General features: G+C 46.5%; 23 protein-coding genes, 2 pseudogenes and 1 other annotated feature. Of the genes and pseudogenes, 6 read left to right on the top strand and 19 right to left on the bottom strand.

Translation table 11 applies throughout. From position 1 onward, the window contains the following. Positions 1–265 precede the first annotated feature (265 nt). The 6 genes from ABGU93_RS09705 to ABGU93_RS09680 form a co-directional block, all read right to left on the bottom strand. Entirely contained in the window at positions 266–370 is a 105-nt protein-coding gene (locus tag ABGU93_RS09705; protein WP_347413261.1) for a DUF4256 domain-containing protein, read from the bottom strand. 26 nt (positions 371–396) lie between these two features. Further along, entirely contained in the window at positions 397–4,248 is a 3,852-nt protein-coding gene (locus tag ABGU93_RS09700) for an Ig-like domain-containing protein (protein ID WP_347413260.1), read from the bottom strand. A gap of 221 nt (positions 4,249–4,469) precedes the next feature. After that, on the bottom strand, positions 4,470–4,949 hold the full coding sequence (locus tag ABGU93_RS09695) for a YbaK/EbsC family protein (RefSeq protein ID WP_347413259.1): 480 nt from the start codon (positions 4,947–4,949) through the stop codon (positions 4,470–4,472). Positions 4,950–4,974: 25 nt separating this feature from the next. Continuing rightward, positions 4,975–5,310, bottom strand: a complete 336-nt coding sequence (locus ABGU93_RS09690) for a TfoX/Sxy family protein (protein ID WP_347413258.1) — start codon at positions 5,308–5,310, stop codon at positions 4,975–4,977. Between the two features lie 67 nt (positions 5,311–5,377). Next, positions 5,378–5,908: an isochorismatase family cysteine hydrolase gene (locus ABGU93_RS09685; protein WP_347413257.1), complete on the bottom strand. Its 531-nt coding sequence runs from the start codon at positions 5,906–5,908 to the stop codon at positions 5,378–5,380. 64 nt (positions 5,909–5,972) lie between these two features. After that, positions 5,973–7,157 (bottom strand): aspartate aminotransferase family protein, encoded by a 1,185-nt coding sequence (locus ABGU93_RS09680; protein ID WP_347413256.1) that lies wholly within the window; start codon positions 7,155–7,157, stop codon positions 5,973–5,975. A gap of 140 nt (positions 7,158–7,297) precedes the next feature. Here ABGU93_RS09680 and ABGU93_RS09675 point away from each other — a divergent pair, with 140 nt between their 5' ends. From ABGU93_RS09675 to mutM, 4 genes are all read left to right on the top strand, one after another. After that, positions 7,298–7,738 carry a MarR family transcriptional regulator gene (locus ABGU93_RS09675; protein WP_347413255.1) on the top strand — a complete coding sequence of 147 codons (441 nt, stop codon included), beginning with the start codon at positions 7,298–7,300 and terminating at the stop codon, positions 7,736–7,738. A 78-nt stretch (positions 7,739–7,816) separates the two neighbouring features. After that, positions 7,817–8,182 (top strand): helix-turn-helix domain-containing protein, encoded by a 366-nt coding sequence (locus ABGU93_RS09670; protein ID WP_347413254.1) that lies wholly within the window; start codon positions 7,817–7,819, stop codon positions 8,180–8,182. A 103-nt stretch (positions 8,183–8,285) separates the two neighbouring features. Further along, on the top strand, positions 8,286–8,837 hold the full coding sequence (locus ABGU93_RS09665) for a cysteine hydrolase family protein (RefSeq protein WP_347413253.1): 552 nt from the start codon (positions 8,286–8,288) through the stop codon (positions 8,835–8,837). A 153-nt stretch (positions 8,838–8,990) separates the two neighbouring features. Beyond that, the gene (gene mutM, locus ABGU93_RS09660) at positions 8,991–9,803 is read left to right on the top strand and encodes a DNA-formamidopyrimidine glycosylase (protein ID WP_347413252.1); all 813 of its coding nucleotides are present in this window, start codon (positions 8,991–8,993) and stop codon (positions 9,801–9,803) included. Between the two features lie 36 nt (positions 9,804–9,839). Here the strand turns inward: mutM and ABGU93_RS09655 are convergent, their stop codons facing one another. From ABGU93_RS09655 to ABGU93_RS09600, 12 genes and pseudogenes are all read right to left on the bottom strand, one after another. Then, on the bottom strand, positions 9,840–11,303 hold the full coding sequence (locus ABGU93_RS09655; RefSeq protein ID WP_347413251.1) for an MFS transporter: 1,464 nt from the start codon (positions 11,301–11,303) through the stop codon (positions 9,840–9,842). Beyond that, positions 11,287–11,748 carry a MarR family transcriptional regulator gene (locus tag ABGU93_RS09650; protein ID WP_347413250.1) on the bottom strand — a complete coding sequence of 154 codons (462 nt, stop codon included), beginning with the start codon at positions 11,746–11,748 and terminating at the stop codon, positions 11,287–11,289. The genes ABGU93_RS09655 and ABGU93_RS09650 overlap by 17 nt, the downstream gene beginning before the upstream one ends. Before the next feature lie 208 nt (positions 11,749–11,956). Continuing rightward, positions 11,957–12,586 carry a DUF3786 domain-containing protein gene (locus ABGU93_RS09645; protein ID WP_347413249.1) on the bottom strand — a complete coding sequence of 210 codons (630 nt, stop codon included), beginning with the start codon at positions 12,584–12,586 and terminating at the stop codon, positions 11,957–11,959. 34 nt (positions 12,587–12,620) lie between these two features. Beyond that, positions 12,621–12,836, bottom strand: a complete 216-nt coding sequence (locus tag ABGU93_RS09640) for an ATP-binding protein (protein ID WP_347413248.1) — start codon at positions 12,834–12,836, stop codon at positions 12,621–12,623. Positions 12,837–12,838: 2 nt separating this feature from the next. Further along, on the bottom strand, positions 12,839–13,249 hold the full coding sequence (locus tag ABGU93_RS09635) for a histidine kinase dimerization/phospho-acceptor domain-containing protein (RefSeq protein ID WP_347413370.1): 411 nt from the start codon (positions 13,247–13,249) through the stop codon (positions 12,839–12,841). Continuing rightward, a pseudogene (locus ABGU93_RS09630) lies at positions 13,241–13,423 on the bottom strand (winged helix-turn-helix domain-containing protein); the annotation flags it as partial. The pseudogene ABGU93_RS09630 and the gene ABGU93_RS09635, both read right to left, overlap by 9 nt. 16 nt (positions 13,424–13,439) lie before the next feature. Beyond that, a complete protein-coding gene (locus ABGU93_RS09625; RefSeq protein ID WP_347413247.1) occupies positions 13,440–14,084 on the bottom strand; it encodes a lantibiotic immunity ABC transporter MutG family permease subunit in 645 nt (214 codons plus the stop codon). Beyond that, positions 14,085–14,804: a lantibiotic immunity ABC transporter MutE/EpiE family permease subunit gene (locus ABGU93_RS09620; protein ID WP_347413246.1), complete on the bottom strand. Its 720-nt coding sequence runs from the start codon at positions 14,802–14,804 to the stop codon at positions 14,085–14,087. After that, a pseudogene (locus ABGU93_RS09615) lies at positions 14,798–15,369 on the bottom strand (ATP-binding cassette domain-containing protein); the annotation flags it as partial. The gene ABGU93_RS09620 and the pseudogene ABGU93_RS09615, both read right to left, overlap by 7 nt. Positions 15,370–15,389: 20 nt before the next feature. Further along, the gene (locus ABGU93_RS09610) at positions 15,390–16,679 is read right to left on the bottom strand and encodes a DUF2254 domain-containing protein (protein ID WP_347413245.1); all 1,290 of its coding nucleotides are present in this window, start codon (positions 16,677–16,679) and stop codon (positions 15,390–15,392) included. A gap of 113 nt (positions 16,680–16,792) precedes the next feature. Further along, positions 16,793–17,707 carry a mechanosensitive ion channel family protein gene (locus ABGU93_RS09605; protein WP_347413244.1) on the bottom strand — a complete coding sequence of 305 codons (915 nt, stop codon included), beginning with the start codon at positions 17,705–17,707 and terminating at the stop codon, positions 16,793–16,795. Between the two features lie 253 nt (positions 17,708–17,960). Further along, complete coding sequence (locus ABGU93_RS09600; protein ID WP_347413243.1) at positions 17,961–19,220, bottom strand: Glu/Leu/Phe/Val dehydrogenase; 1,260 nt, start codon at positions 19,218–19,220, stop codon at positions 17,961–17,963. A 265-nt stretch (positions 19,221–19,485) separates the two neighbouring features. Here ABGU93_RS09600 and ABGU93_RS09595 point away from each other — a divergent pair, with 265 nt between their 5' ends. Further along, positions 19,486–19,926, top strand: coding sequence for an Lrp/AsnC family transcriptional regulator (locus tag ABGU93_RS09595; RefSeq protein ID WP_186894676.1), 441 nt, complete (start codon positions 19,486–19,488; stop codon positions 19,924–19,926). A gap of 119 nt (positions 19,927–20,045) precedes the next feature. On the opposite strand, the gene ABGU93_RS09590 is transcribed toward ABGU93_RS09595, so the two are convergent. After that, entirely contained in the window at positions 20,046–21,566 is a 1,521-nt protein-coding gene (locus tag ABGU93_RS09590) for a 2-isopropylmalate synthase (protein WP_347413242.1), read from the bottom strand. A 58-nt stretch (positions 21,567–21,624) separates the two neighbouring features. Further along, positions 21,625–22,008: a binding site (T-box leader), on the bottom strand. 350 nt (positions 22,009–22,358) lie between these two features. Between ABGU93_RS09590 and ABGU93_RS09585 the strand changes: the two genes are divergently transcribed. After that, positions 22,359–22,703 (top strand): ferritin-like domain-containing protein, encoded by a 345-nt coding sequence (locus ABGU93_RS09585; RefSeq protein WP_347413241.1) that lies wholly within the window; start codon positions 22,359–22,361, stop codon positions 22,701–22,703. Positions 22,704–22,755: the final 52 nt, after the last annotated feature.

Genomic DNA, 22,755 nt, shown 5'->3' with positions numbered 1-22,755 from the left:
AATTGAAGGAATTGATTAAGTTCATATCCGCCAGATAAACGCTTATAATAAAGAAAGCTTAAAAAAACAGAGCCGGTAATCCACCTGGCTCTGTTTTTATTTCGTTAATATCAAATAGGCTGCCTATATTTAACCGCGAGAGACATCGTGGGGATGGTGATTGATCTAATGTTTTCGACTTTTTTACAGGTTCCAAAACGTCCCCATGTCACAACGAATAATCTTTAAAACCGGTTTCTATTCGGGCTTAAAGAAATAGTGGACCCTACGTCTGCCTGCTCACCCTCAGGTAATGTGCTCTAACCTTTAGTAAACCGCGAAAGCCCCGGCTACTGTAAAAAGAGGGGGCACTATTATGATAGATAAACACACGGCCATAGCCTCGGTCGGCGTGGTTTATTGCTTGCGCCAGGAGCCGTCAGACCAGATGTAGGTGCCGTCTCCATTTGCCTGGTAAGTCTCCATAAAGCCACTACCATTGCTTCCTATCGTTGCCGCTTCACCGATAATAACCATATTGGCCGGCATCGTAATACTTGTCAGCGGCTGATTTCTAAATGCGTTTAATCCAACCACAAACGAAACTGTGCGATCTTCAACGATCAGGGTTGACAGGGTTTTGGTTTCCCCGCTTAGTCCTTCAAAAGCCGCCTCGCCAATGGCCACCACCGGCAGGCCGTTAATGACCGCCGGGATGGTAACGCTGCTGTCACTGCCCAGGTATTTGGTGATTGTCACCTGCTCAGCGGCTACACTGATCTGATAGGGCAGCACCGTGACCTCGCAGGTGGCGGTTTGATTGCCGTCAACCGTCGTGGCGGTGATCGTTGCCGTGCCAGCGCTGACTGCGCTTAGCGCCCCGGTGTCTGGATCCACCGCCACCACCTCGGAATCTCTGGAACTCCAGGTGACACCTTGATTGGCATCCGCCGGACTGACGGTGGCACTTAAGCTGTACGTGCCCCCCTTACTGAGACTTAAGGTTGCTGGCATGATGGCAACCGTGTCCACCGCCGCCGGGGTTGTCAGGCTAAGGAAATTGGACAGCCCGGGGGTATCCCCGTCGGTGACCAGCAGCTGGAAGTCATAGTGGGTGCCGGGCACAAGCGTGGTGGCGGTCGCACAAGTTGAGCTGGCATCCAGCGGGGCCGCCAGATTTGCTGACGTCCACTCGGTGGCCCCGGTAATTTTCTGCTGCAAGGTCAGGTTACTCGCCCCGGTCTGGGCCGCAAAGCTGAAGCTGGCGGTATTGGCCATCACCGTGGTCGTGGTCAAGCAGGCATTGCGATATTTAAGCACATAGCCGCCGGTCGTCCAGGGTGCAGCATCAAAGCCGGTGGCGCCGGCATAATAGGCCATGGTCGCGCCTGCCGGCAGGCCGGCGTTGCCCGCTAAGGTCGGGGCATTGCCGTCAAAACTCAGCGTTTTCAGACCGCTGCAGTAAAGAAAGGCATCCTCCCCAATCTGGCTAACCGAATTGGGAATAAGCAGGTCAGTCAGGGCAACGCACTCATAAAATGCATAGTCCCCAATGGTCTCAACTGCCCCCAGCGTCATGCTGGACAATGTGCCGCATTGGGCAAAGGCTGCCGAACCAATGCTTCTAACCGTGCCAGGCAGCGCCATCTGCTCCAGACTGTTACAGCCCTGAAACGCCTGGGGGCCAATGGCCGCCAGCTGGGAGCTGCCATCAAAGGTCACGCGTTTCAGATACTCGCATCCCTGAAACGCCCCGGCACCGATGGCCACCACCGGTTTGCCCTCAATCTGGGCGGGAATAGTCACGTACGTACTATTTCCATTACACTTCGTAATGGTCACCTGATCGTCCTCGACCAACGTCTCCAGCACCGGCTTGACCGTTACCGTACAGGTACCCTTAACACCATTATCGGCCAACGCCTCAATCTCGGCGGTTCCCGGCGCCCGGCCGGTCACCTCACCCGTCCTTATATCCACCGTCGCCACGTCCTTATTATTGGTACCCCAGTAGATGGTTTTATTGGCGGCATTGAATGGTTCCACCTGTGCCTCTAACCTGGTTGTGGAACCTGGGATCAGAGTCGCCGTTTCACTAGAAACTGTCACCCTGGTGACCGGAATATTCAAGTTTGCCATCATTTGATTGGACAGCAGCGATTCCCCATAGTCATCCCGGGCTTTGACAGCAAAATAATAGCTTTTGCTGCTATCCAAATCGGAAATAGGCGTCGCAAAAACATCACCCGCCACCGACACGTACTCATACCCATACAAACCCGCTGTTTCACTGCAATAAATATCATAAGCGGTGGCATGACTGACCGGTTGCCAGTGAACAATCACTGACGAGCTATGGCTATTGATAACTGTTACAGCAGCCAGATTCGGTGCTGCTAAAATATGCGCCTTCGTACAGCCGGTCCAGTCATCATAACCGTGATAGTTGCTATAATACTTAATCGTCGGGGTGGGCGTGGTCGGAATCGCCCCGGCACCAATCGTCGGCACATCGCCCCGGAAGATATAGCAGCGGCTGGCTGGTGCTGTTCCCGCTTCATAATCAAAGGCTTCGCTGCCAATCGTTGTCACCGTTTGCGGAATGGTGATCTCCTGCAAAAAAGAACAATTTTTAAAAGCTTCCGCCCCGATGGCGGTAATGATTAACCCGTCAATCATTTCCGGGATCTCAATCGTGGTGCTGTTGCCGTTCATCCCGGTGATCATGCCAATGCCATTGGCGGTTTTGATTACCGCAAAGCTGGTGGATACCGTTACGGCACAGGCCGCAGTTTTATTGCCGTCGGTGGTGGTCACCGTAATGGTGGCCGACCCTTCGCTGACGCCGCTGACCTTGCCCGTAGCATCAACGGTGGCAATGTCCGGATCGCCGGAAGTCCAGCTGACCCCCTGATTGGTCGCCGTCGCCGGCTGCACCCTGGCGCTTAGCTGGACAGCTTCGGATACCCCCACCATCAGGATGGGGCGATTGAGGCTGACCCCGGTCACGGCAACCGGCGCCGGCGGGGGACCGCCCACGCCGCCCTCCGGAGCCGGGAAAACCGGTGGAATGGCGACCCCTGGTGCTACGCTATAGGAATCCGGCGCCTTGTCAAAGACAACGCCATCGACTTTAACCTCGGCTTTCGCCACCGTACCCTGGCCCTTAACCGCTGTTTGGCCCGCCAGCACCAGCTCACTGACCGTGCTGCCGGCGGCCACCGTCACCGTACTGCCGGCGGCGCCTTCAGTCACGGTCATCGTCCCGATCGTGGTCGTGCCCTGAGTGATCACACTCATCCCGGGGGCATTGACGGCGACGCTGTCAAAGGCCCCTTCCAGGATAATCGTCTCGCCGCCGGCATCCTCGGCAATCACCACCGCCAGGCCAGTGGCGTCGGTGGCCACAATCCGCACCGCCCCGCTGGCGGTTTTTTCCATCACAATGGTTTTGTAAGACCCGCCGTTAATATGAATACTGTTAATCCCGCCGCCGCGGACAAAGGTATCGCCTGTTACGGTGACGTGATTGAGGGTGACGGTGCCGTCCCCGACCGCTTCGCTGATGGTCAGATTGCCGGCAATTACGAGATTCTGCAGGGTCACCCAATCCGCCGCGACGGTAACGTCGCCGGTAATGGTTTCACTGCCGCTGTCCGGGCCGAACGTCCCGGCACTGTCATAAACCACCGAAACCGGTGTCGGCGGATCAACCGCGGTTTTAACCACCGCCACCTGCAGCGCTTCTAACCGCAGCGAACTGCCCACCGTGCCCAGCTGCGCGCCATCCGCCAGCCACTGACTGGCATCCGCCGGCAGCTCGCCCAAATTCTGAACATGGCCGCGGTATCTGACGCTGTAGCTGGAAACCGCCTGGCCGTCAGCATCGGTCAGCACAATCTTAACCGCTTCAATCCGCAGGCTTTCCCCCCGGGTCCCGGCATAGTCGCCGTCCCGGGGCCAGCTGCTGGCATCGTTTTCATCATAAAGCCAGCCCTTGTTCTCGACATGGACGTTATAACGGATCATCATCCCGGCAGGGAGTTCGCCGGTCAGTTTGATCTCAAAGCCCTCAATCCGCTTGCTCTGGCCGACAGTACCGATGATCTTCGGGCTCTCAACCCAACTGCCGTCGGTGGGGTAATCCCCTAAATTCTCAATATGGCCCCGGTAAGCCACTCCGACTTGCGCTTCGGCGGCGGCCGTCACCGGCAGACATAAAAAAATCAGCATGATCAAACTAAACCCAAATTTCAATTTGTCTTTCATCCGCAATCTCCAATCGTATCTTTCCGAAATAACTTGCCTTCATCCTATCATGAAAACAAGCCGCTGTCCATTGACAAAAGCAGCAAAATTGGTACCGCTGAAGACGTGGGGGGAGACATCGAGACCGTTTCATTCGTCACCTTCCCCTAAACCCCTCTAAAAATATGATTCCCCAAAAAATATTGGATTCCTAAAAACGCAATGCCAGAACCAGTGGCTACTTACGAGACCGGTTGCCAGTCCTTACACAGATCAGACCAACCGGCACTGTTGGAATATTTTTCCAGTTCCGCGATTGTCAGTTCAATGGCACTATTACTGCTGCCACAGGCCGGAAAGACCGTCTCAAATCGTTTCAGCGAATCATCAAGATAGATCTCCACATTGCTGTTGACGGCAAAGGGACAGACGCCGCCAATACCATGACCAACAAGGTGCTCGACCTCTTCCGGCGAAATCATTTTTGCCTTCGTTTTAAAATGCGCTTTAAATTTTGAATTGTCGATTCTGGCATCACCAGCCACCACGACGAGTACACATTTTTCCGCCAGTTTAAAGGACAAGGTTTTGGCGATTCGTTCCGGGGCACAACCGACCGCTTGCGCCGCCAGTTCCACCGTTGCCGATGAGGTCTGGAATTCCAGGATGCGGGTTTCAATATGCCATTGTTTGAAATAATCTCTTACTTTTTCGATTGCCATTTAAATTTACTCCTGTTCTGATCGATCATTTTTTCTTTTTCTTGGGTTTGGGCATAGGCAGTTCCTGATAGCTGGCCCGCAGCAGTTCGGCCAACCATTCCCGGTCATCCAGCGAATCAATCAAAAACTGTGGCTTGGCACCCGGGTATGGCAGCCCTTCTTCAACGGTTCCCAAGTGTTCTTCAATCATCACTTGCCCTGCTTCGGTTTTCTTTAGAAAAAACTGATTATCGCAGATCAGTCCGACAATCTTTTCGTCAAGATAAACGCCATATTCGCCAAACATTTTTTTGCAGCTGATGTTACCCGCTGCCATTAACTGATCGCAAACATAGTCTGCAAATTCTTTACTGGTTGCCATTGTTGTCTCCTTTTATGTTTAAGATGTCGCCGCACTATAAACTGCCGGAATTGAAATATTGCCAGTATTATCTTCGATTGATAACGCGGATCTGCATGCTTGCCATCACATCCAATGCGGCCTCGTTAAGGCGGTCGTCATTACTGGCGACGCAGCTGGTATCAACAATAATTTCCGCTTCCGGCAGGGCCGCCTTGGCCAGCACGGCGTCCGAGATCAGACAAATATTTGACACCACCCCGACCAGCTCGACCCGGTCATACTGGTTCGCCGCCAGAAACTCGGCCAGTTCCATGGAACCAAAGGCGATCTTCTCGATGCAGGTATCCGTATCCAGCCGCAACTGGGCCACCTTGCCATAAAGCTCCCACCCGTCAGTTCCTTTGAGACAATGAACCACCGGTAAATTTCGGCCTTCCTGGGTGTTCAGATAATCGGCGGTATGGGTGTCATAGGTAAATAGAATTTCCTGCCCTTTAGACCGATACGCCAAGATTTTTTGGGCAATCGGCTCCTCAAGACAAAGTGCCTGGGGAAAACCCAGCGCCCCATCGACAAAATCGTGCTGGTAATCAATGACCAATAGAATGCTCTTCATCTATTCTTCTCCTCGTTTTTCTTTATTCTACTACAAAAAACGGCTGCCGTGAAGCGATTCAATATTATGCCAAATCCAAACTGCTTTTTAAGATCCCCATCATTTCATCGATCTGTTTTTTCTCGATCACCAATGGCGGCAGAAATCGCAATACGTTTGGTCCGGCAGTGATGATGATCAGTCCCCGTTCCTGGGTTTTTGCGATGATATCTGCAACCGGGCGATCCAGCTCCAGGGCTTGTATTAGTCCCATCCCGCGGCGTTCTTTGACTCCCGGATAGTCGCTGACCAGTTGATCCAGTTGCGCTTCCAGATAGCTGCTGACCGCTTTGACATGATCCAGTAAAGCCGTCTCCTTATAGATATCCAACACCACCGCAACGGCGGCACCAGCCAGGGGATTAAAGCCATAGGTGGTGCCGTGATCGCCTGGTTCTAATACTGCTGCGGCTTTGCCCCGGGCCGCAAAAGCCCCGACCGGAATGCCGCATCCGAGGGCTTTGGCTGAAGTCACCACATCGGGGATAATGCCATATGCCTGATAAGCAAACATTTCTCCGACTCGTCCCATGCCGCATTGGATTTCATCCAGCATCAACAGCAGATCATGTTCTTCACAAAGCTTTTTCACGCCACTGACAAACTCGGCGCTGGCCGGATACAATCCGCCTTCGCCCTGAATGGTTTCCATTAATATGGCACAGGTTTTTTCAGTGATCTGTGCTTTGACACTGGCCAGATTATTAAACTGGGCAAACTTGATATTTGGCATCATCGGGCCAAAAGCTTCCTGGTATTTGGGTTGTCCGGTAACCGCCAACGCCCCCATGCTGCGGCCATGAAAGGACTGCTTCATGGCAATGATTTCGCCGGTGGGACTGCCGGTCTTGTTAAAATAATATTTACGGGCAATTTTTAACGCCCCTTCGATGGCTTCGGTTCCCGAATTGGTAAAGAACACCTTCTCCATCCCCGATACCTGGGCAAACTTCTCAGCCGCCTCGGCGGAGGGCTTGTTATAAAACAAATTGGAGGTGTGAATGAGTTGATCGATCTGTGTTTTCAAGGCTTCGTTATATGTTTTGTTTTGATAACCTAAGGCAAACACGCCAATGCCCGCGGCAAAATCAAGATATTTTTTCCCCGCATCGTCAACGAGATAAACACCTTCTCCGGATTCCAATACAATCGGATAGCGATTATAGGTCTTCAAGAAATAATTTTCGGCTTTTTCGATGGTCTGATTCATCTTTAACACGTCCTTTCAAATTTGCTTGTAATTGTAACACACGGTTATTTTAATTGCAAGTAGCAACTATTGTTTTTATCAAACATTGCAAATGCAAATTAAACATGCTACAATAAACCCATCTTAAAGGAGGTGCTATTATGAATCGAGCACAACCAAAACATTTTAGAGAACAAATCCGCATCCTGGAGCGAAAACTGGGACTCTTAAAAAAAAATAATGGCAGCTGCTGCGCCGCCGTTCTAAGTCTGGCTCAATGCCATGCCTTAGTGGAAATCGGGCGGGTTAACGCCATTTCTTTAAAGGACTTAGCCGTCATCCTGGCCATCGATATGAGCACCACCAGCCGTACCGTCGACGGACTTGTCAAAAAGGGCTATGTCCAACGCATCCCTTCACGTGAAGACCGGCGCAGTGTTGAGATATCTCTGACTGAAGCTGGCATGGTTATCTTTGAAACGATTGAAAGCAATAATGATACTTTCTTTGCCGACATTTTTGCTAACATTCCCAATGACGAAAAAATGAATGTCCTTCATGCCCTTGACGTCATGCTGGCCGCGTTCGATCAGGAATCTTAAGCCCGTTCGATTTGGCTAAACGATTTAGCTCAATCCCCTAAGCCAAAATCGGTATTCTAAAATTACAGGGAGTTTGCAATGAAAATTCGCACTGATTACACCTGCCCGCTTGAGATTGTCCATGACATTATCAAAGGCAAATGGAAAACCATTATCATTTTTCAAATGAGAGCGGGTTCTGTTTCGCTTTCACAACTGCAAAAAAGCATCGCTGGTATCAGCCAGAAGATGCTCTTGCAACAATTAAATGAGCTGCGCCATTTTGGCCTGGTTGCCAAAGAAAACGCTCCCGGTTATCCGCTTCATGTTGATTACTATCTCACCGCCCGGGGCAAGCAGATCCTCGCGGCCATTGAAATTATGCAGGACGTTGGCATTGACTATATGGTTGAACATCGCCTGACTGACAGCTTGGATCAAAAGGGCATCTGTTATCCCAAATAATTGCGCTGCTTTTCCCCTATCGATAAACATACCCACCAAAAAGTGGGTAATTTACCTTCTGATTAAGATGGCTTATACTGTCAAAAACGAGGAGGTTTAATAAATGAAAAAAGCACTCATTCTAATTGATATCCAAAATGATTATTTCCCCGGTGGCCGTTTTGAACTTAATCAGCCCGATGCCGCGGCCCAAAACGCCAAACGCGTTTTAGCTTACTTTAGAAAAAAAGAGCTGCCCGTCTTTCATGTTCAGCATATCAACATGAACTCAGGAGCCCCCTTTTTCAGCGCCGATACCGCTGGCGTCAATATCAATCGCCTGGTATCGCCCTTTCCCGGAGAAAGGGTGATTGTCAAAAACACCCCGGATAGTTTCTTCAACACGGATTTACTTCCGCTGCTGAATGAATTGGGCATCGAACAGTTGGTAATCTGCGGCATGATGAGCCATATGTGTGTTGACACAACGGTGCGTTCCGCCAAGCGACTGGGCTTTGCCATTGAATTATTGAGTGACGCCTGTACCACCAGAGATCTGCTCTGGGAAAATGCTCCGATTCCCGCTGAGCTTGTCCACACAACGTTTATGGCGGCTCTGCAAAACACCTTTGCTGATGTAAAGCGTACCGAGACATTTATAAAATCCGGCTCCTGAATGTGGCCGGGTATTCGTCAAGACTGTATCGGCGCACCCTGAGACAAACGCTGATAATTAATTATCGCTTTTCCATTTGCCGCAATGGTTTCAGTTGGTGTATACTCAGGATGGTTACGCAAAAAATACTATCCATTAAAGCAGGTGAATCTTATGCCAGAACTACCAGAAGTCGAAACCGTTCGCCGAACGTTGAAGAACTTTATTATCGGCAAAGAAATTAAAGAAATCCGGGTTCATTACGATAAGATCGTCGTCGGAGCTACGGATAATTTTGTGACGACGTTAACCGGTCAAACCATCCGCGATATCGATCGGGTCGGGAAATATTTAGTTTTTATTTTGGATCGTGATGCCTTTATTTCGCATTTACGAATGGAAGGCAAATATCATATTGTCGACGCATCAAAGCCGCTAGGCAAACATGAACATCTTAGCTTTGTCTTTAGTGATGGCACCGCATTGCGCTATCAGGACACCCGTAAATTTGGGCGTTTAGAACTGGTCAACAAAGACAGCTATCGCCACGATTTACCGCTTTGCAAGCTGGGTCCGGAACCATGGGATGCTGATCCCAAAACGATCTATGCCAAAATACATAAGAGCAATCTGCCGATTAAAGCCTTGCTATTGGATCAAACCATCATGACTGGAATCGGTAATATTTACGCCAATGAAATCTGTTTCACAATGAAAATGGATCCCCGAACCCCTGGGAAACGGGTCAGTAAAAAGCGGGTGGTTGAATTAATCGCCGTAGCAACAGAAATTCTGGCGCAGGCCATTGCCCAGGGCGGCACAACGATTCACTCTTTTGATGCCAATGGCATTACCGGTTTGTTTCAGATGCAGTTACAGGTGCATACCCAAAAGGTTTGCGCGGTCTGCAATGGCGCCATCACCAAGGAAATGGTTCGTGGCCGCGGCACCTACTATTGTCCGACCTGCCAGAAAAAGAAAGGTTAGACGCCATTGTGATCCAGATGGTTTTTAAGTGTTGCTTTATTCCTGGCCGGCACTCATTTCATTTTCCCGAATCACGGCTTTGTCCAGAGTTCGGGATTTTTTTCTGATCAGTCGCAATAGCGTTAATACGGCACCAAAAAGACTGATCACCGCCGCCGTCAGATAGACCGTTCGCATGCCGTTAATAAAGGCGCCATTTTGTCCGGCTACATAATCGGTCACGCGATAGCCCAACTCGCCGCTCATGCTGCCGTAAAGCAAGGTGGTGGCCAAAGCAATCCCGCAGACCATGCCCATATTTCGGACCAGGGCATTGATGCTCCCAGCAATCCCCAGCTGATGCCGACCCACAGTTGACATGATCAGAGAATTATTGGGCGATTGAAATAAGCCCATCCCCGCCGATAAAACAACAATAAAGATCACCATGGTCATCAGGCTGGACTGTTCGGTCAGGGTGGACATCAAAAACAAACCCAGACTGATCAGCAACAAACCGATAAAGGTTAACAATTCCGAGCCAATTTTGTCGGATACATGACCGCTGACGGGTGCCAGCACGGATAACACCAAGGGGAAAATCATCATAATCAATCCCGCCTGCTCCGGTGCATAGTTCATGACATCCTGGAGATAAAAGGGTTGGATAATACTGTTGCAGAAAAGCCCCACAAAGGTAATAAAGGCACAAAAGATACTCAGCGAAAATAATTTATTCTTGAAAATCGCCAATGAGATCAAGGGGTTGTGACGTTTTTGTTCAACCACGATAAAGGCGATAAATGATAGCACCGAGACAATAAAAGCGCTTAGTATCAGCGGATTGGCAAAACCGAGACTGGGTACCTGACCCAGAGCCACAAATAATGGCACGATGCTGAACATAAATAGTGCCGCACCCAGAACATCCAGCCGGTCGGTGGCTTTTTTATTACTTCGTGGCAGTAGCTTGATGGCAAAAAATAGGACCACCACGCCGACTGGAACATTGATCAGAAAGATATATTCCCAGCTGGCGGCGCCGACAATAATCCCCCCCAAACCGGGACCAACCAGCGATCCCAAGGCCACCGATGTGCCGGTTAAACCCAGCGCCTTGCCCCGCTCCGTGGCCGGAAAAACCTGGGTAATAATGCCCTGATTGTTGGCCATGGTTGCTGCGGCACCAACTGCCTGAATAATCCGGGCCCCGATCAGCACCGGAAAAGAACCGCCGATTCCACAAAGCAGTGAACCCAGCGTAAACATGGCAATACCGAAGGTGAAGATCCTGGTCTTACCCAGCATATCCCCCAGTTTTCCAAAGATCAGGATGATCCCGACAATGACAATCAGATAACTGGTCACCACCAGCTGGATCTGAGCGGTATCAACATCCATCGCCCAGGCCATCTGGGGCAGAGCGACATTGACGATACTGCTGTCCAGGGTGGCCATAAAGGTCGACATGACCACAATCAGCAGAATCGGCCATTTGTTTTTCTCATAAGTTTTTTCCATCGATTTCCTCCTCGACTCTTAGCTGCTGGGTTCGCATAAATATTTTTTTCATCGCTGCCAGGGTTATGTCCTTTTCTTCCAGCGATAAATCGACCGAAATTAAATCCACAATCTCCTGAATTTCCCCGTGCATCTTAGGTAATACTGCTTTGGCTTTATCGGTCAGATATAATTGATAGGCCCGACAGTCCCCATCTTTCCCGACTTTATAAACATATTCCAGTTCGATCAGCCGTTTTATGGTGCGGGTGGTCATGGCCTTATCATTGCCAATTTTTCGGCTGAGCTGATGAAGGCTGACGCCTTCGCTTTTTTCTAAAATGAAAAGATAGGGCATTGAACCACTGCTTAAGCCATATTTTTTCATCACCTTATCCAGTTGAATCTGGTTGTTTCGGAATATTTTATTGTTGAGCATAATAAAATGCATGTTTTCAATTTCCAATATACTCACTCCCTTTTTGATTGACTAGTCAACGTTATTATAAATTGTTTATGTTGAGTTGTCAACTATAATTGTTTGTCAATCATTCAGGCTGTTAATACAACCATCATGTGCTTTAAAAAACGGTAATGGTTACTGCAAAAAAAAGCGCAAAAAAATCACCAGCCAGCATTTGCTGTAACTGGTGATATGTCTGGTGATTTTTTATTTATACCAATCGTTTTAATCCGGCCGCGTCAATAAGACGGTTGACGAGATCCGAGCCAATGCCGATGACGGTTTCCTCATGGGTAAAATCGGTAATTTTTTCGTCAAAAAGAATGGTGGCCTGGGCGGGCAGTTCATCGTCACCATCCCAAAATAGAAACCGGATGGGCATACAGACAAAGGCCATGGCCTGAAAGCCGGCGTCTGAATTTGGTAATCGTTCAAAGCCCAGTTTTTCTGCGGCATCAATCAATTGCTGGGTTTTACCTTCAAATGTTTTGGCAAAAGGAGTTAGCGTCGATTTTTTAAATGCCGGGCTAAACGGCGCGGCGCCCCGGAGTTCGTGGAGGGGAATAAAATTACCGGAATTTCGCGGTGCTTCTTGTGAGAAATGAAATAAGTGGTAGATGGCTGATTGGGTATAAAAGTCCACCTCTTCTGCCGGTTGATCGACCCGGATAATGCTGGCATCGCTACGGTTAATTTGGTAGTTCACGCCAAAATAAGTGATTGGTAAATTATTTTCATTATATCCGGGCAGCCCCAGCGCGGCATAGCGTTCTTCGTAGTCAAACTCCAGCGCCTTTAAGCGCCAATATTCACATACTTTTTTGTAATTATCTAGTTCCATCATCATCTCTCTTTCTGATTTTTTTCATACATGGCTATAATATCTTAAGGGTGATGGTTACCAAACCACCTTGGGCCGTGTTGCCAATGACAAGCTGACCACCAAGCTGCTTCACAATGTTATCGGCAATATAAAGTCCCATCCCGTGATGTTTGTGATCGGTCCTGCTGCTGTCCGACATGAAGAATTGCTCTTTCCCATGGCGTAGCGCCTGGTCTCCAAAGCCTTTTCCACCATCACGAATGGTCAAGATCAGTTTCCAATCCCTTTTTGCGCCGCTACCGCAATGGTTCCCTGGGGCGGCGTAAATTCAACGGCATTTCCCATCACATTCATAATTGCCCGGTGTAACTTTTCCCGATCAGCTTGAATCGTTACGCTAGCCAGATCCATCTCCTGCCAGGTGAGTTTAATGTTCTTTTTTATGATCATCCCGCTAGTCTGCTCATGGATGCCATCAAGTAAATTCTTAACCGCTACCTTTTTAACCGCCAACGCTTCCGGTGTTTCCGATTTTGAAAGCTCGACCAATTTATTAATATAGCCTTCTATTTGGGTCGCATTTTCGATAATATATTTCTGATACAGCATTTGCTCCTGGTCTAAGACCGTTTCGCCTAAAAGCTCCACATTCCCCTTGATGATCGTTAATGGCGTTTTGATGGGCTCTTCTTTGCTTAATGCAAATTTACCGCGAATGTTTTTGACATGTTCGACAATCACGCTGTTGTCACTCTCGCCAAAAACGCCAAACACCGACTCATAAATCTGTTCTTTGGAAAACACCTGACCATGATGTAACGCCAACAGCTCTGATATTTCATACTCGCTTTTAGTCAGTGCAACAGGTGCATCACCAATGTAACAAGCTTCCCGGGATATAAAAATGCGTAATCGTCGTCCAGGTAAAACGGATGCTCCAGGCACAGGGGAAATAAGGCCATCGGCCATCCCCCATTCCGGTTCTGAAAAGGGCCACAATGAGGGCTTCAAAGATCCCCATACCGACAGAAACCGATTTTGAAAAACGCAGACTTAAGAATAAATGAAATGCATATAAAAACAGACTGCGCCCAAATAGAATGCCCATCAATGCAAAATAAGTTCCGATCGGCAATGCGGTTATCATTTGCGACATACCAAGATAAAAACCAATCACGGCAATCACGGTACTCAGCGCCCCAAGCACAATCAGTACCAGGTATTTACTCATCAGCGCCGACCACTTGACCGGATAGACGTTCAACAGATTGCGATAATTCCCGGCCTGGTCTTCAGCTTCGGCCACCATCGCGGTAATCACGCCAATCAGAATCGGAAACGCCACGCACATCACCGTAATATAGGTTTTTTGTTTCATAAAGCCGTCCATCGGACTCACCGAATAATAACTCAAAAATACCATCAACCCAAGCATCGGCACCAGCAAGTGCAACCACAGAACCGGGGTTGATTTAAGTTTCATTATATCAGTAATCAGCAGATTTTTAAACTTCATTTATTTTCCCTCCCGATCTTTAAAGGCCCAGGCCGTTGCTGCCACTAGCATGATAAAAACGATCATACAGCCCAGTGCCGCACTTCCGATGCCATTGTTAACTAATAACGGACTGCTTTCCGGAACGGGTAAACCATTTGGCAAAATATGGAGAATCGGACACATTAAGGTCACACCGACACCATATGGGGAATACGCTATAATTGATTCCGTTCCAAATGATACTACCGATAAAATAACCATGCCGACGTTAAACAGCGTTGCCACAAAAAGATTGAATCGATCCGCCAGAAACATGCAAATCGGGATCTGAAAAAGAAAGGTTAAAATTAATATACTCATGGCCAATAAGTTAGCTGGCAAAGAAATCGTCGCTTGATCAAATAATCCCATCATGACAATACCCAACATAAAAATCAGACTGGAAAACAAAAAAAGTAGACTCACATAGAGTGTTTTGCCAATCCAGAACAATGCTTTTTCTTTTGGATAGAGAAATAGCCCTTTATATTCAAGATTCTTATCCCGACCGATGATCATCGCCGCTAAAATAGCGATAAGTCCGGGTAGAAACATGACCACCCACCAATTATAGGCGCCATTTTGTCCCCCTCCTAAAATATAACAGAGCAGGAGCGTCATAATCGGTGCCACAATTACAAATTTGTTCACCGCTGACCGTTTACTTTTCTGAAACTCGGATTTTATGATGGCTAACATGCGCGTTCACCCGCACTTTTTCGGATCACATCCATAAATATCTTTTCCAAGTCCTCACCTTTTTGGACGGCGCCCTGATAGCCCACAACCCCATTCGCGATGATTGATACCTCATCTGCAACCAGTGCCACTTCGGATAGAATATGACTGGAAAGAATGACCGTGATCCCATGGGATGAGAATGAACGGATTAATTCTCGCAATTCTTCGATCCCCACCGGGTCAAGGCCATTGGTTGGTTCATCCAGAATCAGCAGCCGGGGATTATTAATGATGGCTAAACCGATTCCTAACCGTTGCTTCATACCCATCGAGAAATTTCTGGTTTTCTTTTTGCCGGCACTTTCCAGGCCAATCAGCGATAACACTTCCTCAGCTCTTGAGCTGGGTAGTTCATAAAGGGTACACGCCACCTTTAAGTTTTCCATGGCCGTCAGATTGGGATAAATGCCCGGGTTTTCAATCAGGGCACCAATTTTAGCTAAGTCTTTTCTTTCCCAGGGGTTTCTTCAAACAGGATCACGCCATCCGTCGGCCTGATCAGTCCGGTGATCATTTTTAACAATCTTAAAATAATCGGCTCTTCTAGAAATTAAGCAAATCATTAAATTCTTTTTGAATTTTACTAAATTCTAATTTACCAAAAACTTTATTTTCTCGTTTATTAAATACATGTTTTGCATATTCATCAATTATTTCACGATTGTTCTGGCTTGCCTTGGCTTTTATAAATCGCAAAGATTTAAATCCTGCCACCACAATGGATACATCCTTTTGCCCATAAAACATAATTTGATTATAGGCATCATACAGCAGCACTTTAAAATCAAAAGCTTCGTAGATTATAAAGCCAAATTCATTTTGATCTTTTAAGATAATATATCCTTTTTCGATATTTGCTAAATTTCTTAACAAAACACCGATGATCTTAAGACAATGAACTGCCGTATTTGGATCATTTATCCCCGGCGAAAGTGCTTTTAAAGCGATTTCAACGATCTTTTGAATTGTAAAACTAAAGTCTTGAGCCTGCGTTTTTTTATTTCCGATCAAAATACATTGATGAAGTTCATTTAATACGATTTCAGTAAAATCTTCAAAACCTTCGAAATAAATTATTAAAATCCTCGTTTCCGTTGAAACGAATTGCCCGACAACTTTTTTAAAACAAACAATACACTTATATTTCTGTGCAAATTTTTTTAATCTTTGGTAATTTATTTCTTGAATATAACCATCGGACCGAGCAAATATTTTAATAAAATTTTTTTTGTCTGTTATTTTTTTCAATTTGACTTCGGAAATAATTTCTGACTCTTTTGCAAAATTAGTATACTTTTCAATTTCTCCGATTGCTTCTTCATGAAGTCTAGATATTAAATCACTGGCTTGAATATGGGTTGAAACATTATTGATGAATAATAGGAAGTATACCAGACCGACTATGATATAAATAACACCTACACTGGCTGCAATTACAAGATTACCATCTTTATTTGTGTCAATAAACAACAACGAAGTAATTGCATAGATAAATCCACTCAGAAAAATACCAAAAGATTTCATTGTTGTCTTATTATTTAAAAAATTTTCTACAACGCGTGGTGTAAACTGTGAAGAATACATCGTCAACACTACCATCGTTGTCGAAAAAGTAAAGGTCGAAATTGTAATAAACGCTCCTGCAATAATACTCAATACTGCCTGAGCTAAAGAAGATGTCGTATAAAATAGCTCATTTACATAGTTCAATGATTCATCAGTACACGTTTTATCGATGATTGTAATACTAATCGAGAGTACGAACGCAAACAAACTATAAATCGTTGGATACAACCAGATGCTTGTTCGAATCTTGTTAATTATTTTTTTCATTCAATCATCCTACTTTCATTATTTATCAAACGCATTTTTTATTTATGCATAAGAACGGCGACAAAATCGCCAAAATTTGCCATTACTTTGATTCGCATCAAAACTAAAACCACCTATGGGCGATTGATCTCATTGTTGGATTTCACTTCAATGGGGGGCATTTTTGTTAACGCAAAAGTTGCTGAGGCAAACTTAACCTGACCTGAATTGCTTTCTACCCTCTCAAGGATTTTTGTGAATAGCTGATCCTTTACACCCACACGCATTTTATAGTTCACCACATATCGAAGGCTAAACTCCACCCAGTTATCATTGGCAATAATATTTACCATGGGATGGGTTGAGGCGTTTTCAATCAGAAATTTTTGTACCATGATCTCCCAATGCTTCTCCGCTTCATCAGAATAGTCGCTTACCACTTCCTGGGCTACATCATAGAGAATTTCTCTTGCCAGAGTGTAATTACTTCCATATTGAATCGGAACTTTAATCTCATCCCATAAAAAAGGAAAATCTGCAGAATAGTTGTATACGGGTTCCTTGAATACAAAGCTGTTGGAGATTCTAACAATTCTGCCATTGTATAAATCCCCTTCTACCCATTCACCTATTTCCATAATGGTGGTTCGTAGCACACCGACATCAATCACGTCGCCTTTGATTCCGCCCATCAATACCCGGTCCCCAGATTTATAAATGTCGCTGGACAAGATCGCCATCCATCCTGCGATGCTTGTAATAACTTCCTGTAGTGCAAAAGCAATCCCAGCTCCGGCGATCCCCAAAAAAATTGTTAACGATCCCAGGCTCTCGCGATAAATAATTGAGATCAACAGTAGAATGAGAAAATATCCCACAAGGTTAATGGCCTTTCTGGTCCGATAGGAATTATTTTGATCGTTGATGCGTCTGCTCAGGCGAGACTGAATCAAGTTTTTCGCCGTCAAAATTACGATCACGCCCGCTACAACCAGAACCAGTTGCAAAACGCGAGGATTTTGCATCACAATGTCGAAATATTCATCCATGGAAACCTCCTCTATTTTTGACTGTTTCACCTACACTATCATATTTTTTATTATAGCATTTATCGTTGTGGAATCACTGTATTTATTATCACTTTTCAAAATTGGCACAAAAAACAGCCGACTGATCTAAAGTCCGCTGTTTTTTCCTTTGGGTGAGGTGGCTGTTATTACCTTAATAATCTAATCCCTGAACCTTGAATTAAGGTTGAAAAAGAATGCTATCTTATAAAACTTGATTAAATAACCTTGTCGATCAGGGGAAAATTCCTTTGATTTCCTCGGCGTAGATCAATCGTTTTAGGGCGATGATATAAGCGGCCATCCGCAATGAACACTGGGATTGCTGACTTTCTTCGATGATCTCAATAAAAGCCGCTGACATAATCTTTTCCAGAGTTTTATTGACCTGATCCCGGTTCCAGGTTAAGATCTGAATATTCTGGACCCACTCAAAATAAGAGACGATGACCCCGCCGCTATTGGCAAAGATATCCGGTACCAGGACGATGCCCCGTTCTTCCAGCAAAGCATCGGCGGCCACGCTGGTTGGTCCGTTGGCGCCTTCAATGATATAGGAGCATTGCAGTTTTCCAGCATTTTCAGCATTGATCTGATTCTCCAGCGCCGCCGGGATCAGGACATCACAGTTGCAGGTCAGCACTTCTTCATGAGAAATATGGCTGACCCCCGCTTTCTGATAATCTTTTAACTGCTTGCCTTTAGTCTCTAAAAACTCCGATATTTCATCAGCATCCAGACCGTTTTCACAGTAGATGCCCCCGGAAACATCGCTTAAGGCGACTATTTTACTGCCCCGGTGTCCGAGAATCCGGGCCGCATTGCCACCGACATTGCCCATCCCCGAAATCGCCACGGAGACATCTTCAAGCTTCTTGCCATCCCGTTCCAGAATCAGTTTGGCACTGATGGCCACGCCGCGGCCGGTGGCTGAATTCCGTCCTTTGGAACCGCCCAGTTCCAACGGTTTGCCGGTGACCACCCCGGGGCAGGGCTTGCCTTTTAACATACTGTAGGTATCGAGAATCCAGGCCATCGTTTGGGCGTTGGTGTTGACGTCCGGGGCCGGGATGTCGGTATCGGCACCAATCAGCGGTTCGATGGCAAAGGCGTAGCGCCTCGTCAATTTGCGCAGTTCCCGTTGGGACAGGTTATTGGGATCAACCCGTACCCCGCCTTTGGCTCCGCCATAGGGAATATTGACCACCGCACATTTTAGCGACATCCAAGTTGCCAGGGCCTTTACTTCATTTAAATTACAGTCCTGATGAAAACGGATCCCACCTTTAAACGGTCCCCGGATATTGGAGTGCTGAACCCGGTATCCTTCAAAAACCTGCACTGTTCCATCATCCATTTCTACTGGCAAATATACCTTTGTTTCCCGCTGGGGATTCTTTATGATATCAAACATATATTGATTCATCCCACCAATTTCCATTGCCTCTGTCATTACATCTACCACGTTCAAATATGGATCATAGCATTCTCTCATACAAATATCTCCTGTTTATGAATTGTTGCGGCACATCAACTGAAAACAATCATAAACTTAAAGCATTTGCATTGTCAATCACTCAATGTAAAACGATGATACCTAATTATTTTAAGTGATCCAGCTAATTTAAAAAGTTTTTTCGCTTTTGAACTTAATTTAATTATGCTACAATATTGTAATAAATATCCGCTCTTTTACATTAATAATTATTTTCATTTATTTTCAAAGATGTCAGGAGATTAAAACTATGAAAAACAAGTTACTGGATGCCATCGATCTGCAGATATTAAATCTGCTCCAGAAAAATGGGCGAATCTCAATTAAAGAACTGGCCGCCCAGGTCTATCTTTCCTCCCCGGCGGTTTCTTCCCGGATTGAACAATTGGAAAAAAACAACTATATTTGCGGCTACCAGGCGGTGGTGAATCCCATCAAAATGGGCTATCATATTAAAGCTTTTGTCAATCTCGAAGTGGAGCCGGTCTGCAAAAAAGAATTTTATCCCTATATTCAGACCTGCAACAACGTTATTGAATGCAATTGTGTCACCGGTGATTATTCGATGCTGCTGGAAGTTCTTTTCCCCAGCACCAGCGAATTGGATAGCTTCATCGGCGAACTGCAACGATTCGGCCGGACCAAAACACTGATTGTCTTTTCGACTTCGGTGGAACACCGGGGGATTGAGTTTTCGCTGGAGTAAGCACTTAGCGGGCTTTGGGATCGCTTTACATCATCGGCGGATAAACCCTCTGTGAATCCTAAAGAGATGCCGATCCACAAGCGCTGATAAGAAAACTGTTTTGATTCATTTTGCCGCGCTTATTTAAGCAGCATCTTATTGACCGCATTAATCAGTGCCAGGGCACTGGCCCGCATCACGTCCTGTTCGATGGCTTTCCCCGAGAACAATTGGTCATCACAGCGAATCTGAGCTGTGACCTTACCCAAACTGCCTTTGCCCCGGCTTAAGCTGTTAATCCGATAATCGATCAGTTCAACCGGCGCCCCGACGGCTTCCATAATGGCTCCGTAAAGGGCATCGATGACCCCGGAGCCACTGTGGCTGATCATCACTTCTTTCTCACCCCGGGCCAGCTTTACCGTCGCTGCCGGCAAACCGCTGGCCACCTGCAACTGATAATCGACCAACTGCCATAATTCCGGGCTATTACCGCGGCTGGGGACGCCACTGTTTTTCAGCAGCGTCAGCACATCATTATCGTAGATTTCTTTTTTGGCATCGGCCATGGACAAAAACTGCTGGTAGATTTCCGCCACCAACGTCTCAGGAATATCAAAGCCCAGACGCTGAGTGACGTGGATAAAAGCATGCCGACCGGATCTGGCGGTAAGCACAATTTCCATTGCCGGTGCCCCGATGGTTTCCGGATCCATAATTTCATACACATCTTTGGATTTAAGCAACCCATCCTGATGGATCCCCGAAGAATGGGCAAAAGCATTTTCCCCGGTGATGGCTTTGTTCACCTGAAGATCCAGCCCCATGGTAGCACTGACCATCCGCGAGGTTTCATAGATTTTCCCGGTATCCACCGTGGTCTGTCCGCCATAATAAGCCGGGTGGAGCGAAATCCCCATGACCACTTCTTCCAGCGCGGTATTCCCGGCCCGTTCACCGATACCATTGATGGTGCACTCCACCTTATCCGCCCCGTTTTTCACCGCTGCCAGGGTATTGGCGGTAGCCAGACCGGTATCATTATGACAATGAACACTGAGCATCACCTTAGGGTCGAGATTTTTTAACCGGTCATTGATGCGGTAGATCAGCTTGCCAAATTCTTCGGGAATGGCAAACCCCACTGTGTCCGGCACATTAATGATGGTAGCCCCCGCCTTCACCACGGCTTCAATGGTTTGCCAGAGATACTCAAACTCCGAGCGACTGGCATCTTCCAGCGAATACTGAACCTGGGGCAGCAGGCTGCTGGCATATTTAACTGCACCGACCCCCATTTGAATAACCTGCTCCGGTGTTTTTCTAAATTTCTTGGCGACATGAACATCCGATGACCCCAGAACAATATGAATCAGCGGATTCTCAGCCGCCCGGATACTCTCATAAATGCAGTCAATATCCGCTTGCACCGCCCGACCCAGGGCGGCTATCCAGACGTCTTTTCCGATTTTGCGACTGATCGCCTGAACCGCCTCAAAATCCCCCTGGGATGAAGACGGGAAGCCCACCTCCATCATATCGACCTTCATTTTAGCAATCTGCTCGGCCACCTCCAGCTTTTCGGCCAGATTCAATTTGGCCCCCGGTACCTGTTCCCCATCCCTTAAGGTGGTGTCAAAAACATAAATCTTTCGCGACATACTCTTTCTCCTTTTATGAATTTTATAGTTGATGCAAAAAAGCTCCCTTATCATCTCAATCAGAGACGAAAAGGGAGCTTTCCGCGGTACCACTCTTATTCATACAGCGATCTGTATGCACTTTATCGATACCCTTTATGTTGCCCATGAAAAACTATTTATATAAAAAACTGTATAAAAAAACGCCTGTCTCAAACGAGACAGACGAAAAATCTGCTATACCACTCTATTTTATATAAGTCTTCAATACGGGTTTAATAAAACCGATATCCATCCCCTGTAACGGTGGGCTTCCGTCTTAACCTAGTATCACTGACTTTGTCAGCATTATTTCAGCAAGCAACTCCGAGGTGAGTTCATCATCTTCTGATTTCTGCTTCACACCACCCAGCAGATCTCTGAAAATCATCCAATCACTACTATTCCTCATCAACGTCTTTTTGATATTTTATTTATCATAAACGAATCAAACCGATTTGTCAACCCAACAAACAAAAAAAGCAGCCGTTCAATGAACAGCTGCCAAAGATAGTGAAGTGAAAAAAGATGTCGAAACTTTTTCCACTCCATAGATTTTAACTTGTTAAGCTTAACTTTCTCTGTAAGTTTACATTTATTTAAGCATATGTTAAAGAAAAATGAAAACAAGCAGAATATTTCTTATGCAAAGGGGGAATCCGCCTATCCTGCCACAAAATTATTTGTTAAATATATTTAACAAATAACCTGTTAATCTTGATATTTTTGGGTATATTTTATAATAAATCTAATTTATTTATAGGAGGTAAATTTATGGCACAATATCACGAACCAATTGAATTATTGGACGAAAAAACCATGAATATCACCCGTGCCATCAACAGCTTAAAAGAAGAACTGGAGGCTGTTGACTGGTACAACCAACGTGTGGCTGCAACCAATGATCCGGAACTGAAAGGAATCATGGCTCATAATCGGGATGAAGAAATTGAGCATGCCTGCATGGCCATTGAGTGGTTGCGCAGAAACATGGACAAATGGGATGAAGAACTGCGCACCTATCTTTTTGCTGAAGGCTCGATCCTGGAAGCTGAAGAAAGCGCTGGCGAATCTGAGACCACTACTTCATCGGGTATTCATATTGGTAATCTTAAGTAACTCAAACTTCGCATATTAAAAACACCTTAAACCGTTGATGCAAAACGTTTTT

The organism is Acetobacterium sp. (assembly GCF_039830195.1).
Lineage (GTDB): Bacteria > Bacillota > Clostridia > Eubacteriales > Eubacteriaceae > Acetobacterium.
This window is presented reverse-complemented; position numbering and strand designations above follow the sequence as displayed.

Excerpts from the sequence above, each read along its gene's own strand:
- ABGU93_RS09620 (WP_347413246.1), bottom strand. The coding sequence starts at position 14,804 with ATGTTAGCCATCATAAAATCCGAGTTTCAGAAAAGTAAACGGTCAGCG.
- ABGU93_RS09655 (WP_347413251.1), bottom strand. The coding sequence starts at position 11,303 with ATGGAAAAAACTTATGAGAAAAACAAATGGCCGATTCTGCTGATTGTG.
- ABGU93_RS09700 (WP_347413260.1), bottom strand. The coding sequence starts at position 4,248 with ATGAAAGACAAATTGAAATTTGGGTTTAGTTTGATCATGCTGATTTTT.
- ABGU93_RS09625 (WP_347413247.1), bottom strand. The coding sequence starts at position 14,084 with ATGAAGTTTAAAAATCTGCTGATTACTGATATAATGAAACTTAAATCA.
- ABGU93_RS09610 (WP_347413245.1), bottom strand. The coding sequence starts at position 16,679 with ATGAAAAAAATAATTAACAAGATTCGAACAAGCATCTGGTTGTATCCA.
- ABGU93_RS09585 (WP_347413241.1), top strand. The coding sequence starts at position 22,359 with ATGGCACAATATCACGAACCAATTGAATTATTGGACGAAAAAACCATG.
- ABGU93_RS09695 (WP_347413259.1), bottom strand. The coding sequence starts at position 4,949 with ATGGCAATCGAAAAAGTAAGAGATTATTTCAAACAATGGCATATTGAA.
- ABGU93_RS09685 (WP_347413257.1), bottom strand. The coding sequence starts at position 5,908 with ATGAAGAGCATTCTATTGGTCATTGATTACCAGCACGATTTTGTCGAT.
- ABGU93_RS09665 (WP_347413253.1), top strand. The coding sequence starts at position 8,286 with ATGAAAAAAGCACTCATTCTAATTGATATCCAAAATGATTATTTCCCC.
- ABGU93_RS09645 (WP_347413249.1), bottom strand. The coding sequence starts at position 12,586 with ATGGAACTAGATAATTACAAAAAAGTATGTGAATATTGGCGCTTAAAG.
- ABGU93_RS09590 (WP_347413242.1), bottom strand. The coding sequence starts at position 21,566 with ATGTCGCGAAAGATTTATGTTTTTGACACCACCTTAAGGGATGGGGAA.
- ABGU93_RS09690 (WP_347413258.1), bottom strand. The coding sequence starts at position 5,310 with ATGGCAACCAGTAAAGAATTTGCAGACTATGTTTGCGATCAGTTAATG.
- mutM (WP_347413252.1), top strand. The coding sequence starts at position 8,991 with ATGCCAGAACTACCAGAAGTCGAAACCGTTCGCCGAACGTTGAAGAAC.
- ABGU93_RS09675 (WP_347413255.1), top strand. The coding sequence starts at position 7,298 with ATGAATCGAGCACAACCAAAACATTTTAGAGAACAAATCCGCATCCTG.
- ABGU93_RS09600 (WP_347413243.1), bottom strand. The coding sequence starts at position 19,220 with ATGAGAGAATGCTATGATCCATATTTGAACGTGGTAGATGTAATGACA.
- ABGU93_RS09670 (WP_347413254.1), top strand. The coding sequence starts at position 7,817 with ATGAAAATTCGCACTGATTACACCTGCCCGCTTGAGATTGTCCATGAC.
- ABGU93_RS09680 (WP_347413256.1), bottom strand. The coding sequence starts at position 7,157 with ATGAATCAGACCATCGAAAAAGCCGAAAATTATTTCTTGAAGACCTAT.
- ABGU93_RS09605 (WP_347413244.1), bottom strand. The coding sequence starts at position 17,707 with ATGGATGAATATTTCGACATTGTGATGCAAAATCCTCGCGTTTTGCAA.